General features: G+C 64.6%; 17 protein-coding genes. 6 read left to right on the top strand and 11 right to left on the bottom strand.

Annotation, left to right across the window (positions count from 1 at the left end; all coding sequences use genetic code 11):
- Positions 1–31: 31 nt before the first annotated feature.
- Together G8E03_RS04150 and G8E03_RS04145 are read right to left on the bottom strand one after the other, a co-directional pair.
- On the bottom strand, positions 32–1,198 hold the full coding sequence (locus G8E03_RS04150) for a CCA tRNA nucleotidyltransferase (protein ID WP_166188982.1): 1,167 nt from the start codon (positions 1,196–1,198) through the stop codon (positions 32–34).
- Positions 1,182–1,814, bottom strand: a complete 633-nt coding sequence (locus G8E03_RS04145; protein ID WP_166188980.1) for a CoA pyrophosphatase — start codon at positions 1,812–1,814, stop codon at positions 1,182–1,184. Before G8E03_RS04145 ends, G8E03_RS04150 begins: the two co-directional genes overlap by 17 nt.
- 48 nt (positions 1,815–1,862) lie before the next feature.
- Here G8E03_RS04145 and G8E03_RS04140 point away from each other — a divergent pair, with 48 nt between their 5' ends.
- Positions 1,863–2,381 carry a DUF4329 domain-containing protein gene (locus G8E03_RS04140; RefSeq protein WP_166188978.1) on the top strand — a complete coding sequence of 173 codons (519 nt, stop codon included), beginning with the start codon at positions 1,863–1,865 and terminating at the stop codon, positions 2,379–2,381.
- 49 nt (positions 2,382–2,430) lie between these two features.
- Here the strand turns inward: G8E03_RS04140 and hslO are convergent, their stop codons facing one another.
- Entirely contained in the window at positions 2,431–3,468 is a 1,038-nt protein-coding gene (hslO, locus tag G8E03_RS04135) for an Hsp33 family molecular chaperone HslO (protein ID WP_166188976.1), read from the bottom strand.
- 84 nt (positions 3,469–3,552) lie between these two features.
- Between hslO and G8E03_RS04130 the strand changes: the two genes are divergently transcribed.
- The gene (locus G8E03_RS04130) at positions 3,553–3,990 is read left to right on the top strand and encodes an NUDIX domain-containing protein (protein ID WP_166188974.1); all 438 of its coding nucleotides are present in this window, start codon (positions 3,553–3,555) and stop codon (positions 3,988–3,990) included.
- 3 nt (positions 3,991–3,993) lie between these two features.
- Here G8E03_RS04130 and G8E03_RS04125 read toward each other — a convergent pair whose 3' ends face one another.
- Positions 3,994–4,803, bottom strand: a complete 810-nt coding sequence (locus G8E03_RS04125; RefSeq protein ID WP_240910421.1) for an ABC transporter permease — start codon at positions 4,801–4,803, stop codon at positions 3,994–3,996.
- 143 nt (positions 4,804–4,946) lie between these two features.
- Here G8E03_RS04125 and G8E03_RS04120 point away from each other — a divergent pair, with 143 nt between their 5' ends.
- Entirely contained in the window at positions 4,947–5,540 is a 594-nt protein-coding gene (locus tag G8E03_RS04120; protein WP_166188972.1) for a GcrA family cell cycle regulator, read from the top strand.
- Positions 5,540–5,722 carry a glyoxalase superfamily protein gene (locus G8E03_RS17675; RefSeq protein WP_430693235.1) on the top strand — a complete coding sequence of 61 codons (183 nt, stop codon included), beginning with the start codon at positions 5,540–5,542 and terminating at the stop codon, positions 5,720–5,722. The genes G8E03_RS04120 and G8E03_RS17675 overlap by 1 nt, the downstream gene beginning before the upstream one ends.
- Before the next feature lie 26 nt (positions 5,723–5,748).
- On the opposite strand, the gene phoB is transcribed toward G8E03_RS17675, so the two are convergent.
- From phoB to G8E03_RS04085, 7 genes are all read right to left on the bottom strand, one after another.
- The gene (gene phoB / locus G8E03_RS04115) at positions 5,749–6,462 is read right to left on the bottom strand and encodes a phosphate regulon transcriptional regulator PhoB (RefSeq protein ID WP_166188970.1); all 714 of its coding nucleotides are present in this window, start codon (positions 6,460–6,462) and stop codon (positions 5,749–5,751) included.
- 13 nt (positions 6,463–6,475) lie between these two features.
- Entirely contained in the window at positions 6,476–7,174 is a 699-nt protein-coding gene (gene phoU / locus G8E03_RS04110; protein ID WP_166188968.1) for a phosphate signaling complex protein PhoU, read from the bottom strand.
- A gap of 22 nt (positions 7,175–7,196) precedes the next feature.
- Entirely contained in the window at positions 7,197–7,994 is a 798-nt protein-coding gene (pstB, locus tag G8E03_RS04105; RefSeq protein ID WP_166188965.1) for a phosphate ABC transporter ATP-binding protein PstB, read from the bottom strand.
- Positions 7,995–8,021: 27 nt separating this feature from the next.
- Entirely contained in the window at positions 8,022–9,800 is a 1,779-nt protein-coding gene (gene pstA / locus G8E03_RS04100) for a phosphate ABC transporter permease PstA (protein WP_205793252.1), read from the bottom strand.
- Positions 9,801–9,813: 13 nt separating this feature from the next.
- The gene (gene pstC, locus G8E03_RS04095; protein WP_166188962.1) at positions 9,814–11,193 is read right to left on the bottom strand and encodes a phosphate ABC transporter permease subunit PstC; all 1,380 of its coding nucleotides are present in this window, start codon (positions 11,191–11,193) and stop codon (positions 9,814–9,816) included.
- 148 nt (positions 11,194–11,341) lie between these two features.
- Positions 11,342–12,331, bottom strand: coding sequence for a substrate-binding domain-containing protein (locus G8E03_RS04090; protein WP_240910420.1), 990 nt, complete (start codon positions 12,329–12,331; stop codon positions 11,342–11,344).
- A 160-nt stretch (positions 12,332–12,491) separates the two neighbouring features.
- The gene (locus G8E03_RS04085; protein WP_166188959.1) at positions 12,492–13,757 is read right to left on the bottom strand and encodes an ATP-binding protein; all 1,266 of its coding nucleotides are present in this window, start codon (positions 13,755–13,757) and stop codon (positions 12,492–12,494) included.
- 111 nt (positions 13,758–13,868) lie between these two features.
- Here G8E03_RS04085 and G8E03_RS04080 point away from each other — a divergent pair, with 111 nt between their 5' ends.
- Entirely contained in the window at positions 13,869–14,285 is a 417-nt protein-coding gene (locus G8E03_RS04080) for a DUF1178 family protein (RefSeq protein ID WP_166188957.1), read from the top strand.
- A 100-nt stretch (positions 14,286–14,385) separates the two neighbouring features.
- Positions 14,386–15,636, top strand: coding sequence for an aspartate kinase (locus tag G8E03_RS04075; protein WP_166188955.1), 1,251 nt, complete (start codon positions 14,386–14,388; stop codon positions 15,634–15,636).
- Positions 15,637–15,717 lie beyond the last annotated feature (81 nt).

The raw sequence follows: 15,717 nt of genomic DNA, 5'->3' as shown, positions 1-15,717 counted from the left end.
CGCGGGGCGCGTCAACGTTCAGTTTGTATCGTTACGGCAGGTCCGGCGGCGGGCGCATCGCGTCCAGCAGGGCGGCGCGGTCGGGGGTGAAATCGCGCCTGATCCAGTGCTCCTCCAGCCGGCGCAACTCCGCCCCCAGCGCGCTGCCGGGGCGGTAAGGGGGCATTAAGTCTGCCGCCGCCAGCGGAAATCGCGCGCGCCCGCCCCGGTCGCAATCCCGGCGCAGGTCGGCGGAGGGCATGGCATCGGCCCACGCCGCCTCGACCAACGCCGCGTCCAGCGCGATGTCCGCACCGGCGCGATAGGCCCGTTCGGCGGTGGTCGCCGGGGTGCCCAGCATTTGCTGCGCCTGCGTCAGGGCCTTGCGATCCGCGTTGGACAGACGCCAGCCCGAACTGTCGCCCCCCAGCGCCAACAGGCGGCGGCGCCAGCGCGGGGCGGCGTCCAGCGCAGCCTCCGCCCTTTGCAACGGCGGCAAGTGCTGCGGCTGCGCGCCGGGCAGAACGCTCTGCAATATGCCGGCGGCGTCCATCTCCGCCACGGCGCGGGCCGGGGCGGGGGCCTGCAACAGCTTGCACATCTCGCCGGTCACACGCTCCACCGACAAGCGGGAGATCCCATCGCGCGAAGCGGCACACGCGGCCAGCCCCTCCGCATCCGCCGGGCCGGAGGCATAGATCGCGGTAAAGCGAAAGAACCGCAGGATGCGCAGGTAATCCTCCGCGATGCGCGCACTTGCGTCACCGATGAAGCGGACCCTGCCCGCCAGCGCATCGGGCAAGCCGCCCAGCGGGTCGATCACTTGCCCGTCCGCACCGGCATAAAGCGCGTTCATCGTGAAGTCGCGCCGCGCCGCGTCCTGCGCAATATCGTGCGAAAACGCGACGGTGGCATGGCGGCCCGTGGTGCGCACATCGCGGCGGAATGTCGTGACCTCATGCGCGACACCCTGCGCCACGATGGTCACCGTGCCGTGGTCCAGACCTGTGGGGATCGCCTTCAGCCCTGCGGCCTTCGCCTGCGCCATCACGGTTTCGGGCAAGGCCGGTGTGGCGATATCCAGATCTCCGATCGGGCGGCCCTGCACCGCGTTGCGCACCGATCCACCGACGAACAACGCGGGACCCGCCGCGCCGCCCGCCACGCGCAGAACCAGTTGCGAGCGTGGCGCGGTGATCCAGTCAGATGTCAGTCGCATTTACCATGTCCGACAGGGCCTTCAGGATCCGGGCGGTCGCGCCCCAGATGTAGTACGGCCCGTAGGGCATCGCGTAATAGCTGCGCACATGCCCGCGCCACTGCCGCGTATGCACCTGACAACGCGCGGGATCGACCAGATGGGCCAGCGGCACCTCGAACACTTCCTCGACCTCTCCGGGGTCGGAACGCGGCGTGAAATCCGGCGCGACCAGCCCGATATAGGGATGCATCCGAAACCCCGTTACCGTCTCATGCTGGGGCAGTTCACCGAACAGCTCGACCTGCGAGGGGGCGAGGCCGATTTCCTCGGATGCCTCACGCAGGGCAGCGGCCAGCGGGCCATCGTCACCGGCATCGACCTTGCCGCCGGGAAAGGCAACCTGCCCCGGATGGTGCCGCAGTTGAGAGGACCGCCGCGTCAGGATCACCCGCACCCGTCCCCCGCGCACCACCAACGGGCAGAGCACGGCCGCCGGACGCAGGGTCCGCCCCTCGGGCAGGGCTGCGCGGAACTGCGCGTTCAGATCGAAGTCAGACGAGCCCGCCGGAATCCCCCGTGCCAGCGCCCTGCGCACCTGTTCCAGGTCGCGATTTGCCTGATCTGCTTGCTCCATGCGCCTGTGATGGCCTAGCTTGGGCACCGACACAAGAGGAGCGGCACCTTGCGCATCTATCTGGCGATCCTGCTGTTGCTGGCCGCACCCGCGATGGCTCAGCACAAGAACCCCGTCCACGCCCTCGCCTTTCAGGCGCTCAAGGACATTCAGCGGCGCAGCGTCGAGGAAAGCCGGGAATATTGCGGCTATATCGCCTATGATACCGATGGTGTCCTGCGCGCCACCCGCGCCGCGCCCGGAACCCATGCAAGCTGCCTGATCAAGAACGTGCCCGATGGCTGGACGGTCGTCGCCTCCTATCACAGCCACGGTGCCTGGACGCAGGAATACGATGACGAGGTCCCCTCCCCCATCGACGTGTATTCGGACATGGATTCGCAGACAGACGGCTATGTCGGCACGCCGGGCGGGCGGATCTGGGTGTTCGACTGGCGTCGCCGCGTGGCGCAGCAGCTTTGCGGGCTGGGCTGCCTGTATCAGGATCCGGCCTTTACCACACGTGGCAGCAGATCCGTGCCGGAACGCTATACGCTGGACCAGTTGCTGAACCGGTTCGGAGAGTGATCGCGCGCGCGGTGCCGGGCATCGCGCGCGCCTTTGGCCTGACCCATGCCTAGCTGGCGGGGCGGCCCGGCCAGCTGGGCTTGGCCGCCTGCGCTGCGGCCTCGGCGGCCTCGGGATCGGCCTCGAATCCCAGAACCTGCGCGGGCAATTCGTAATGCGCCCCGCAGAACTGGCAATCGGCCGTGACGGTGCCGTTATCGGTGGTCATGTGGCTGACATCCTTGCTGGAATACATCGACATGGTCTGCACCACCTTCGCCGCCGAACAGGTGCAGCCGAACTTGACCGATTGCGCGTCGAAGACACGCGGCGTCTCCTCATGGAACAGGCGCACCAGCAACTGATCCGGCGTCACATGCGGCCCGACCAGTTCCATCAATTCGGTCGTCTCCAACAGCATCGTGACGCGGTTCCAGTCTTCCTCCGCGTCGCGCCCGATCAGATCGTTCGCGCCCAGCAGACCGCCCTCGCCCGAGCCTTCCTCACCCGTGACGTGACTGCCTGCGGGCGGCATGTGCTGAAGCATGATACCACCGCCGCGCCAGGTTTCACCCTCGGCCTCGACCTGTTGGGCCGCACCCAGCACGAAGCGGGTCGGCAACTGCTCGGACTGTGCGAAATACGTCTCCGCACATGCGGCGAGGGATCCGCCCGCCAGCGGCGTGATGCCCTGATAGGGCTGCATCCCCTCGCCCTGATCTATGATGACCGCGAACATGCCCTTGCCGATCTGCGGAAATCCGGGACCGTCTTGCAGACGATCCTCATCATAGCTGGCATAGGCGCGAACCTGTCCCGGCTCCCCCGCCTTGGCCGGGGCGAAGTAATCCGTCGCGATCAGGCGCAGCGGCCCGTCACCGCGAATCTGCAACGACAACCGCCAGCGCAGTTTCATCGTCTGCCCGATCATCGCGGTCAGCAGGACGGCCTGCGCCACCTGCTCGGACACGTTGGACGGGTAGTCGTGCTGCCCCAGAATATTGTCGAGCGAGTGGTCCAATCGCGCGATCCGGCCGCGCATGTCGGATGCATCGAGCTGAAACGGCAGGATGGAATCATCCCAGGCGATGGTTGCGGCGGTGCTCATTCTCTCACTCCGGGCTTTTCACATGAGGATGCGACATAGTACTCAGACCGGGGCAATGTAACCCCTGTGAGGCGGGAGCAGAATATGCGCAGGTTCGGCGAAGCGATAAAGAGCGGTCAGGCCTATGCCGATCGCCCCGGTGCCTATGCCATCATCGCGGATGGCGCGTGGCTGCTGCTGGCGCGCACCACCGTCAGGGATCAGACGCTTCTGCTGCCCGGCGGCGGCATCGACAAGGGGGAGCATCCTCTGGCCGGTCTGCACCGCGAGGTGATCGAGGAAACCGGCTGGCGCGTCGCACGGCCCCGGCGGCTGGGCGCGTATCAACGCTATGTCTTCATGCCGGAATATGGCTGGTGGGCGCACAAGATCTGCGCAGTCTACCTGTGCCATCCGGTCCGCCAACTGGCCCCGCCGACGGAACCCGATCACTTCCCCGTCTGGATGCGCGCGACGGATGCCGCCGAGCGCCTCAGCGTCGGGGCGGAACGGCACTTCGTAAGGCGCCAGTTCCGTATCTGAGGTTCAGGATTTGAGCCTGTAGCCCGTCGCGAAGAACCGCCAGCAGATCGCCGCGATTACCGCGCAGACGCCGACGCAGACCAATACACCCAGCCACGGTGAGCTGTCCGACTGCCCCAGCACGCCGTAGCGGAACCCGTCGATCACATAGAACACCGGATTTGCGTGGCTGATGATCGACATCGCGGGCGGCAGCGTTTCCAGCGAATAGAACGTGCCCGACAGAAAGCTGAGCGGCGTCACGATGAAGTTGGTGATCGCCGCCATCTGATCGAACTTCTCGGCATAGATACCTGCCAGAATGCCCACCAGGCTCATCATCGTGGCGCCCAGCAGCACGAAAACCAGCGTCCAGATCGGGTTGGCGGGCCAGACCCCCGCGAACGGAAAGACGACCAGCGCCACCGCGACCGCCACCAGCGCACCGCGCGCGACACCTCCCGCGACATAGCCCAGCATGATCTCGGAGGCGGACAGCGGCGGCATCAGCGTATCGACGATATTGCCCTGCACCTTGGATATCACGATGGAGGAGGAGGTGTTGGCAAACGCGTTCTGGATCACGGTCATCATCACGATGCCCGGCGCCAGGAACTGCGCGAAGGGCATTCCCATCACGTCGCCGCGCCGGTCGCCCAGCGCCAGCACGAAGATCAGCATGAACAACAGCGCCGTCGCCATCGGCGCGGCCAGAGTCTGCGTCCAGACGCTGGTGAACCGGCGAATCTCACGCAGGGCCAGCGTCTGCGTTCCCAGCGTATTCCAGCGGCCAAAACGGCGTTCGCCCATCGGGCGGTTGTCGATCGCGGTCATGAAGTCCTCTCAGGGCATCCCGGCCCCTTGTATCCGGGGGGCCTGACGCCATACTATGCAGTCAGTGAATTGATATGAAGATATCACCAGCGGTCATATGGGCCGCGTTTTTGTTTTTGACAGACCCAAGGAAGGCGTGAGCGATGTCCTGGACCGATGAGCGTGTGGAAATCCTCAAGCAGATGTGGGCCGAAGGCAAGTCCGCCTCGGTGATTGCAAAGGAATTGGGCGGTGTCACGCGCAACGCCGTGATCGGCAAGGTGCATCGCCTCGGCCTGTCGAATCGGACCGCGGCACCTGCCGCCGCCGCCAAGACCACGCCCGAGCCTGAGGCCGTGAAGCCGCCCCCCCCGCGGGAGCCGGAGGCGAAAAAGCCCGAACCTGCCCCGCAGGCCGCCGCCGCCCCCAAGCCGGTGGAAAAGCCCGCGAACCTGCCGATTCCGCCGCGCAAGCCGATCATCACCGCCGGTCAGCCCCTGCCGCCGCAACCCTCCGCCAATGAGATCAGCGCCGAGGCTCTGGCGAATCTGGCCGAGGTGGAGAAGCGCGCCCGCAAGCTGACCCTGATGCAGTTGACCGAGCGGACTTGCAAATGGCCCATCGGTGATCCCGCGACGGAGGAATTCTGGTTCTGCGGCCTGCCCTGCCAACCCGGAAAGCCCTATTGCGAGGCGCATACCGCCGTCGCGTTCCAGCCGATGTCCTCGCGCCGCGACCGCCGCTCCGCCAGCCGCTGATGCGGCCGCCGGTCCCTGTCCTGCGCAGCTTCGATACGGGGCGGGCGCGGGACTTCTGGATCGGCTACCTGGGGGTTGAGATTGCGTGGGAGCACCGCTTCGCCCCTGACCTACCGCTTTATATGGCGCGCACGGCGGTCCGGAAAAATGGACGGTTTCGCGTGCGAAACCTACCATTTTAATCAATAACTTAACCTATCGTTAAGCCTCAGCTTGCCCGCGCATGTGCCACTGCTGAATATGTCTCATCCAGCGCATATCCGGCGGAACGGACCGTGCGCACCGGATCCTGTTCGCCGCGCCGGTTCAGCGCCTTGCGCAGACGACCGACATGCACGTCCACCGTGCGAATCTCGACATAAACATCGTGGCCCCAAACGCGGTCCAGCAACTGCTCGCGGCTGAATACCCGGCCCGGACGTTGCATCAGCACGTCGAGCAGACGAAATTCCGTCGGGCCCAGATGCACGTCCCGCTTGCCACGACGCACGCGGCACGTCTCCCGGTCCAGCACGATATCGGCGAAGGTGGCGACATCGCCCGCCACGCCCGGACGGGAGCGGCGCAGAACCGCCCGCATTCGCGCCACCAGTTCCGTCATCGAAAACGGCTTGGTCAGATAGTCGTCGGCACCGGTTTCCAGGCCGCGCACCCTGTCCTCTTCCTCACCCCGTGCGGTCAGCATGATGATGGGAATATCCTTGGTCTGCGTGCGCGCGCGCACCTGACGGCAAATCTCCACGCCGGATACATTCGGCAGCATCCAGTCGAGCAGGATGATATCGGGCGCGTCCTCCTCGACCATGTACAGCGCGTCTTCGCCATCCATCGCGAGGCAGACGTCAAAGCCCTCCTTGCTGAGGTTGTAGCTCAACAATTCGCTGAGCGCCTGTTCATCCTCGACCACCAAAACCTTGGCCATGTCGCCTCTCCCCTTAGTAGCCTTCGAGCCCCAGCGGCTCCCCCTTGGGGCGGTCATCGCCCAGGGGCGTTCCCTCGACGATGTAATAGATCGTCTCCGCCAGATGGGTGGAGTGGTCGCCGATCCGTTCCAGATTCTTGGCCACGAACAGCAATTGCGAGCCCAGACCGATGGTCCGGGGATCCTCCATCATGTAGGTGACGACCTCACGGAAGATGGAGTTGTACATCTCGTCCACCTCCACGTCCCGTTTCCAGACGGAGACGGCCAGCGCGGTATCCCTGGAGGTGAAGGCGTCCAGCACCTCCGTCAACTGGCCCAGCGTCTGGTTGCCCATGCGCACGATGGAGGAGGACAGCTTGACCGGGCGCGCATTGGCCAGATAGACGGCGCGGCGCGCAATGTTCTTGCTCAGATCGCCCACACGCTCCAACGTCGAGGCCATCTTCAGCGCGGAGATCAGCAGCCGCAAATCGCCGGCCATCGGTTGGCGCAGGGCGATGACGCGGGTGGCCAGGTTTTCGACCTCCATCTCGATCGCGTCCAGCCGCTTGTCGCGGGCGATGACCTCCTGCGCCATCTGGGCATCGCGGTTCTTCACCGCCTCCAGTGCGCCCGAAAGCATCTCCTCCGCGATGCCGCCCATTTCCGAAATGCGCGCCTGCACGGCGATCAGATCGTCGTCGAAAGAAGATACGATATGCGGACCCATGACGCGCCCTCCTGCAATGAGATCAGCCGAAACGGCCAGTAATGTAATCCTGCGTGCGTTTGTCCACCGGATTGGTGAAAATCTGGTTGGTGTCGCCATGTTCCGCGATAACGCCCAGGTGGAAGAACGCCGTTTTTTGGCTGACCCGCGCGGCCTGCTGCATCGAGTGCGTGACGATGACCACCGCGAAATCCTGGCGAAGCTCGTCTATCAGCTCCTCGATCTGCGCGGTGGCGATGGGGTCGAGCGCGGAGCACGGCTCATCCATCAGCAGGACCTCCGGCGCGGTGGCGATGGCGCGGGCGATGCACAGGCGCTGCTGCTGACCGCCGGACAGGCCGGTTCCCGGCTGATCCAGACGGTCCTTGACCTCGTTCCAGATGGCGGCGCGGCGCAGCGATTTCTCAACCACCTCGTCCAGTTCCGCCTTGTTGTTGACCAGCCCGTGAATGCGCGGGCCATAGGCGATGTTGTCGAAGATGGATTTGGGGAACGGATTCGGTTTCTGGAACACCATCCCGACGCGGGCGCGCAGCGTCACGGGATCGACGGAACTGTGGTAGATATCGTCGCCGTCCAGCAGGATCTGCCCCGTTACGCGGCAACTGTCGATCGTGTCGTTCATCCGGTTCAGGCACCGCAGGAACGTGGACTTGCCACAGCCCGATGGGCCGATGAAGGCCGTGACCGTGTTGTTGAGGATGTCGATGTCCACGTCCTTGATCGCGTGCGTCGCGCCATAAAACACGTCCACCCCGCGTGAGGCGATCTTGGTTTCACGATCCTGAAGGTCTTGTTCGGTCATGCGCATATTCGTCATATCTGGGTTTCCTTCGGCCATGGCGTCCTACCAACGCCGCTCGAAACGTTTGCGGAGGAACACAGCGAATGCGTTCATGAGTACTAGGAAAGCGAGCAGCACACAAATCGCCGCGGCGGTACGCGCCTCGAATGCGCGCTCGGGGAAGTCGGACCAGCGAAAGACCTGAACCGGCAGAACCGTCGCCGGATCCGTGACGGAGGTGGGCACGTCCACGATGAACGCCACCATCCCGATCAGGATCAGGGGGGCGGTCTCTCCCAAGGCCTGTGCCATGCCGATGATCGTTCCGGTCAGGATACCCGGCATCGCCAGCGGCAGAACGTGGTGAAAGGCGGTCTGCAAGTTCGACGCGCCCAGCCCCAGCGCCGCATCGCGGATCGAGGGCGGGACGGCCCGGATCGCCGCCCGGCTGGCGATGATGATCGTTGGCAGGGTCATCAGGGCCAGCACGATGCCGCCCGCGATGGGCGCGGATCGCGGCACGCCGAAGAAGCCCAGGAACACCGCCAGACCCAGCAGACCGAACACGATGGAGGGCACGGCCGCCAGATTGTTGATGTTCACCTCAACGAAATCGGTGAAGCGGTTGCGGGGGGCGAACTCCTCCAGATAGATCGCGGCTAGGGTTCCGATGGGAAAGGCCAGCAGGAAGGTGACCAGCATCGTCCAGAACGAGCCGACGGCCGCCCCCCAGATGCCCGCACGTTCCGCATCCCGGCTGTCGCTGGCGGTGAAGAAACGCCAGTTGAACACCTGTTCCACGGCACCCTGGTTGCGCAATTCCTCGATCCAGACGATTTGATCGTCCGAGAACTTGCGCGCGCTTTCGGGCACCGGCTGCACCAGCATTTCATAATCGGGATTGTTCAGATCGCGGCTGTCCAGCGGCGCGATGATCGTCGCCTCGGCCACGTCCGGGCCGACCATCGTCGCCTTGAGCCAGCCGCCGTTCAGCCTGAACAGCAGGCTTTCGTTATCCTCGGTCAACTCCTCGAACCCGTCGGATGCCATCGCGCGGTCGCGCAGATCGTCGGCCTCCTCCTGAAGCGCGTCGCGCGCGGCCTCGCGGCGGGCGGCCTCCTCGATGGCGGCGGTGCGTTCCTCGGTGGTTTCGGCGATATCGGCACGGCGCAGGAATTCGATGCGACCAAGCTCCTGCCGGGCGGCCTCACGCCAGCGTCGCTCGGCCAGGGCCAGCAGATCGTTCTGCACGTCCGCGAAGACATCCGCGAAGACGGGCTGTGTCGCCTCGACCAGCACGGTATCCTCACCCGTTGCGGTGAATCGCAGTGGTGAGGACAGATCGGGCGTTTGCAGCGTGCCGTAATCCCCCTTGATATAAAGGTCCGCCACGTCCGAGGCCAGCATCCGCACATCCACGGTCTGTCCGATCAGGGCGGGATTTTCGACCACCATGTCGCGCAGGTCGAACCCGGCGGCGTTCGAATAGAGATCCCCCAGTTCACGGCGTGGTGTGCGCCCGGAAACATAGTCGAACCTGTCACGAAATGCGTCGCGCACGAAGTTTTCGTAATCGCCGCGCCGAATGCTCTGCGGGTCGGAGGGATCGACGCCCAGCTCCTCCGCCGACAGGGTCAACGGCAAGGTGATGTAGCTCTCGCTGAGGGCGTAGCGGGCATTGCCCACCACCGACCACATCAGCGTGACCAGCGCCAGACCGGCGATGACGATCGCGCCGATGCCGTACATCTTGAGCCGGGTTTCGGCGGCGCGCCGTTTGCGCAGGCGACGCTTGGACGCGTCGGATCCGTGCAGGGCGCTCAGTTCGTTCATGGCGACCATGATGCGGTCTCCCTCAATCGTACATTTCGCGGTAGCGGCGCACGATGCGCAAGGCCACCACGTTCAGCAGGAGCGTCACGCAAAACAGCGTGAAGCCCAGCGCGAAGACAGGACCGGAGGCCGTCTCCAGATCGGTATCGCCGGTATAAAGCATGACAATCTGCACGGTGACGGTGGTCACGGCCTCCAACGGGTTCCACGTCAGATTGGCCCCCTGACCGGCGGCCATCACCACGATCATCGTTTCCCCCACCGCGCGGGACACGCCCAGCAGGACGGCGGACACGATCCCGGGCAGCGCGGCGGGCAGCACCACCTGGCGGATCGTCTCCGCCTTGGTGGCGCCCAGCCCGTAGGAGCCGTCGCGCAGGCTTTGCGGTACGGAATTGATCACGTCATCCGACAGGGAGGAGATGAACGGGATAATCATGATCCCCATCACCGTGCCCGCCGCCAGCGCCGAGGAACTGTCCACGCTCAACCCCAGGAAGTTCCCGGCGTCGCGGATCGCGGGGGCCACGGTGATCGCGGCGAAGAAGCCGTAGACCACCGTCGGCACCCCTGCGAGGATTTCGAGCATCGGCTTGGCCCAGGCGCGGGTCGCCTTGCTGGCGAAATCCGAGAGATATACGGCGGCGAACAGGCCGACCGGCACCGCGACCAGCATCGCGATGATGGTAATCATGAACGTGCCCGCGAACAGCGGCACGGCGCCGACCTTGTCTGGATCCAGCTTGCCCGCGCTGACGCCGGACAGCGGCGACCAGGTGGTGCCGAACAGGAACTTGTGCACCTGCCAGTCGATCTTTCCGAAGAAGTTTATCGTCTCGAAAATCAGGCTCAGCACGATGCCGATCGTCGTCAGGATCGCGATGATCGCGCAGATCATCAGGATCGCGCGGATAATGTTCTCGGACCGGTTGCGCGCACGCCAGTCCGCGTCGATCCGGCCAAATGTCAGGGCGGCGGCGGCAGCAGCGGCGGCCATGGACAGAACCGACGTCACGACGACGCGCCATGTGTCCATCACGCGGATCGTCTCGGCCAGCGTGGTTCGCACCTCACCCGTGGCGGAGGAGATCCCGCCATTGGCCAGTTGGTGTGCATCGGAAAGGATCAGCTGCTTTTCGATCTGTGCCAGACCGGGACGGGCGTCCTCGATGATCGAGAAATAGATACGCTCATTCAGCAGGGCCCATGCCTCGCCCACGATCAGCAGGGTGGCGATGCCGGCGATCAGCACCCACAGCAGCGAATACGTGCCGTGATAGCTGGGCCGTGAATGCAGCCGGGCCAGATTGCCCCCCGCGACGGAGACGGCGCGCGACCGCGACATGCCGTATCCCGCCACAGCCAGAAACAAAATCGCCACAAAACTCGCGGTCAGCACCATGCCGTCTTCTCCATTCCTGCCGGACCCACCGACCGTTCCCGAAAAGCCGGGCCGAAAAGCGGGGCCGGAACGTGGGGCCAGAAATTGGGGACAGGGACGCGCGCGCCCCTGTCCGTCATCTTACTTCAATCGCATACGCGACATGAAATCAGAAGTCTTGTGTCGTCAGCACAGTGCGGTTCGCGACATTGCTCTGCGTCGTTTCCAGCTCATCCTCGGGCAGCGGGATCAGGCCCAGATCAAGCAGGGAGCCGTCTTCGCCGATCATGTCCTCGGACACGAACAGCTCGGCATATTCCGCGATGCCCGGAACGACGCCGATATGTGCGTCCTTGATGTAGAAATACATCGAGCGTGCGACCGGATAATCCGCATCGGCGATGGCGTCGAAGGTCGGCTCAACCCCGTTGATCAGCGATCCCTGGATCACGTCGCTGTTCTGGTCGAGGAACGAGAAGCCGAACACACCGACGGCCTGCGGGTTCGCTTCGAGGCGCGACACGATCAGGTTGTCGTTCTCACCCGCGTCGACATAGACGCCATCCTCGCGGATATGGGCGGAGTTTTCGCAGTTCGCGCCGGAAATCGTCTCGCATCCGGCTTCCATCACCAGTTCCTCGAACGCATCACGCGTACCGGAGGACGGCGGCGGTCCCAGAACCTCGATCTCAACTGCGGGCAGCGAGGGGTCGATCTCATTCCACATCGTGGGCAGGGGGCCGTCGGCGGCCAGCGCCTGCCAGATCTGCCCGGTGGTCAGATTGTAGACGGGGGCTTCGCTGGAATTGGCCAGCACGATGCCGTCATAGCCGATCTTCACTTCGATCACGCCGGTCACGCCGTTCTCGGAGCAGGTTTCCAGCTCGGACGGCTTGATCCGGCGCGAGGCGTTGGTCATGTCCGGGTTCTCGACGCCGACACCGGCGCAGAACAGGCGGATACCGCCACCCGAGCCGGTCGATTCCACGATCGGGGTCTGGAAGTCGGTGACGTTTCCGAAACGCTCGGCCACAGCGGTGGAGAAGGGGAACACCGTGGAGGAACCGACGATCTGAATTTGATCGCGCGACTGGGCGTTCGCGGTGACAGCGGCGACCATGCCGACAGTCGTGAGCGCGAGGATGCTTGATTTTTTCACAGTGAGAAACTCCGCTATTCGGGTCTGGGACCCATTCGTTATGCGACAATGCTGCCACTCGAAACCCTCGGCGACAACCGAAGTCGGGGTTTGTCTAACAGCAGGCCATATCGGAAATATGACAGTTCATGGCGTTGATTTTGCATGGAATAAGCCAGACTCACGCCGCCTCGTCCTGCGTATGCAACGGCAACCATGCGGTAAAGGTGCTGCCCAGACCCTGAACTGACGCGACGTCCAGTTCCCCGCCATGCCGCGCGAGGATGTGCTTCACGATGGCAAGGCCCAGCCCCGTGCCGCCCTGCGCCCTGCTCTGCTTGGCGTTGACCCGGTAGAAACGTTCGGTCAGGCGGGGCAGGTGTTCGCGACCGATCCCCGGGCCGTCGTCGCTGACCCCCACGCCGATCATGCCGGGAAACCGCGAATCGGCTTCGGTGCGGAAAACCCTGACCGTGCCGCCCTCGCCCCCGTATTTCAGCGCGTTCTCTATCAGGTTGCTGAGCACCTGCCCGATCTGATCGCGATCCGCGACGATCCCGGCGGTTTCCTGTCCGAACGTGACCTGCAACGTTGCCTTGCGCCGCTGGGCCAGGGGCTGCATCCCATCCGTAACCTCAAGCACGATCCGCGACAGATCGCAGGGCGTCGTCGGGGTGGAGCGGGCATCCATCTCGATCCGGCTGAGCGACATCAGGTCCTCTACCAGCCGCTGCATTCGCGCCGCCTGTTGCGACATGATGTCGAGGAAATGAATGCGGGCGGCCTCATCATCGCGGGCGTGGCCTTGCAGCGTTTCGATATACCCGATGATCGAGGCGAGCGGTGTGCGCAATTCGTGGCTGGCATTGGCGATGAAATCCGTTCGCATCCGCTCCGTCGCCATGCGCCGCGTCTCATCCGACAACTGGACGAGGACTTGCTGGCCCGCGCCGAATTCCTGATCCGCCTCCATCTGTCGCATCTGCGCCAGAAGATGTGTCTCGATCCCGGCGAAGAACGTGGTGAAGGTCACCGTCTGCTCCGCCGTGCCCTGCATCACTTGCGCCACGCCATCAACGAAGGCGGGTGCCCGAAACAGCGAGGCATAATGGACGCCCTGTTCCAGCCGGGGCAGCATCGTGCGCGTCGCCGTATTGGCGTAGACAATGCGCCCGCGCGCGTCGATCAGGAACAGCGGGCTGGGGATGCGTTCCAGCAGATGCCGCCCGACCCCGCGCGGCAAGGCACCGGATGACTTGGGGGCGCTGGTCGTGGGTTCGTCATCGACGTCCGGCGCCAGAATTGCGAACACCGCGATGCCCGACAGCCCGCTTATCGCGATCAAGACCATCGCGCCCAGGGTCGGCACGCCCCAAGCGACGACCAGTCCGCCCATCACGGTGCAGACCAGCACTACGGCGATTCGGCGCCACCCTCGTATCGTCATCGGGTCTCCTCGTGTAAGGTGGCCTTGCCAAATGCCCGCGACGGCGATGCCGCTTTGCATCGGGCGGGACCATCGCTATCTAACGCAGTGATTTGACGCAACGGTGACGAGATGATCCGCTATACCCTCAAATGCAGTGCCGGGCACCGCTTCGAAAGCTGGTTCGCTGACAGTGGCACCTATGACCGCCTGGCCGGGGCCGGGCATGTGTCCTGTGCGATCTGCGGCGATGACGATGTGGTCAAGGCGATGATGGCCCCCCGTGTGAGCGCGGCGGAGGAAGAGAGCGCGCCGCTGACCGCGAACCGGTCGCCGGCCGAGATTGCCCTGCGCGCGCTGCGCGAAAAGGTCGAGGCCGAAAGCGACTATGTAGGCAAGACCTTCGCGAGCGAGGCCCGCCGCATTCATGACGGCGAAAGCGACGAACGCCCGATCTGGGGTGAGGCCACGCAGGCGGAGGCGAAGGCCCTGATCGACGACGGCATTCCGGTGGCCCCCCTGCCCTTCGGCCCGCGAAAGACGCACTGAGCGCGCGATTGCTTGCCCATTGCCGCGCGACACGCTAAGTACCGCGCGGATTTTCCGGCCCGCCGTTCAGGGCAAATATCAATACGTCAGGATACGCCTCATGCCCCGCCTCGTGATGAAATTCGGCGGCACTTCGGTCGCCGATCTGGACCGCATCAGGAACGCCGCCCTCAAGGTCAAGCGGGAGATCGACGCAGGCTACGACGTTGCCGTCGTCGTGTCTGCCATGTCGGGCAAGACCAATGAGCTGGTCGGTTGGGTGCGCGATGCCGCCGCCCCGGCGGGCAGCAATTCCGCCGGGTTCTATGATGCCCGCGAATATGACAGCGTCGTCGCCTCGGGTGAGCAGGTGACGGCGGGCCTGATGGCGCTGACCTTGCAGCAGATGGGCATTGACGCGCGGTCCTGGCTGGGATGGCAGGTGCCGGTGCGCACGTCCTCCGCCCACGGCGTCGCGCGGATCGAGGGCATCGACACCGCCAATCTGGACGCGAAATTCGCTGAGGGCACCCATGCGGTGATCGCCGGTTTTCAGGGGCTGAGCGCCGAGGGCCGGATCACCACACTGGGTCGGGGCGGGTCCGACACCACCGCCGTCGCCTTTGCCGCCGCGCTGGGCGCGGAACGCTGCGACATCTATACCGATGTGGACGGCGTCTATACCACCGATCCGCGCATCACCAAGAAGGCCCGCAAGCTGGACCGCATCGCCTATGAGGAGATGCTGGAGCTTGCCAGCCTCGGCGCGAAGGTGCTTCAGGTCCGCTCGGTCGAGCTGGCCATGGCCCACAAGGTCCGCCTCGCCGTGCGGTCCAGTTTTTCCGACGAGCCCGGAACGCTCGTCTGCGATGAGGATGAAATCATGGAATCCAACGTCATCTCCGGTGTCGCCTACAGCCGCGACGAGGCGAAGATCACCCTGCTGCACCTGGCCGACAGCCCCGGCATCGCGGCCAGCGTCTTCGGCCCGCTGGCGGATGCGGGCGTGAATGTGGACATGATCATCCAGAACATCTCGGAGGAAGGGTATACCGACATCACCTTCTCCTGCCCGGTGGATGACGTCGCCCGCGCAACGGCTGCGGTCGAGGCAGGCAAGACGGCCGGCACCATCTCCTATGACGATCTGGTGGTGGATACCGATTGCGCCAAGATCTCCATCGTCGGCATCGGAATGCGCTCCCATGCCGGTGTCGCCGGAAAGATGTTCCGCGCGCTGGCCAATGACGGCGTGAACATCAAGGTCATCACGACGAGCGAGATCAAGGTCTCCGTCCTGGTGGACCGCAAATACATGGAGCTGGCCGTGCAGGCGCTGCACGACACGTTCGAGCTGCACAAGGTCGGGTGATCCTTCGCTGAAGCCCTCGCCGTGATCCTGCGGGGGCTTCAGCCGAACCAGCGGATATCGGCGCATTCCGTGCGGTCATTT

The sequence above is a fragment of the Pontivivens nitratireducens genome, from assembly GCF_011290545.1.
GTDB classification, from domain to species: domain Bacteria; phylum Pseudomonadota; class Alphaproteobacteria; order Rhodobacterales; family Rhodobacteraceae; genus Pontivivens; species Pontivivens nitratireducens.
Note: the sequence above shows the minus strand (reverse complement) of the source record. Positions and strands in the feature narration are given on the sequence as shown.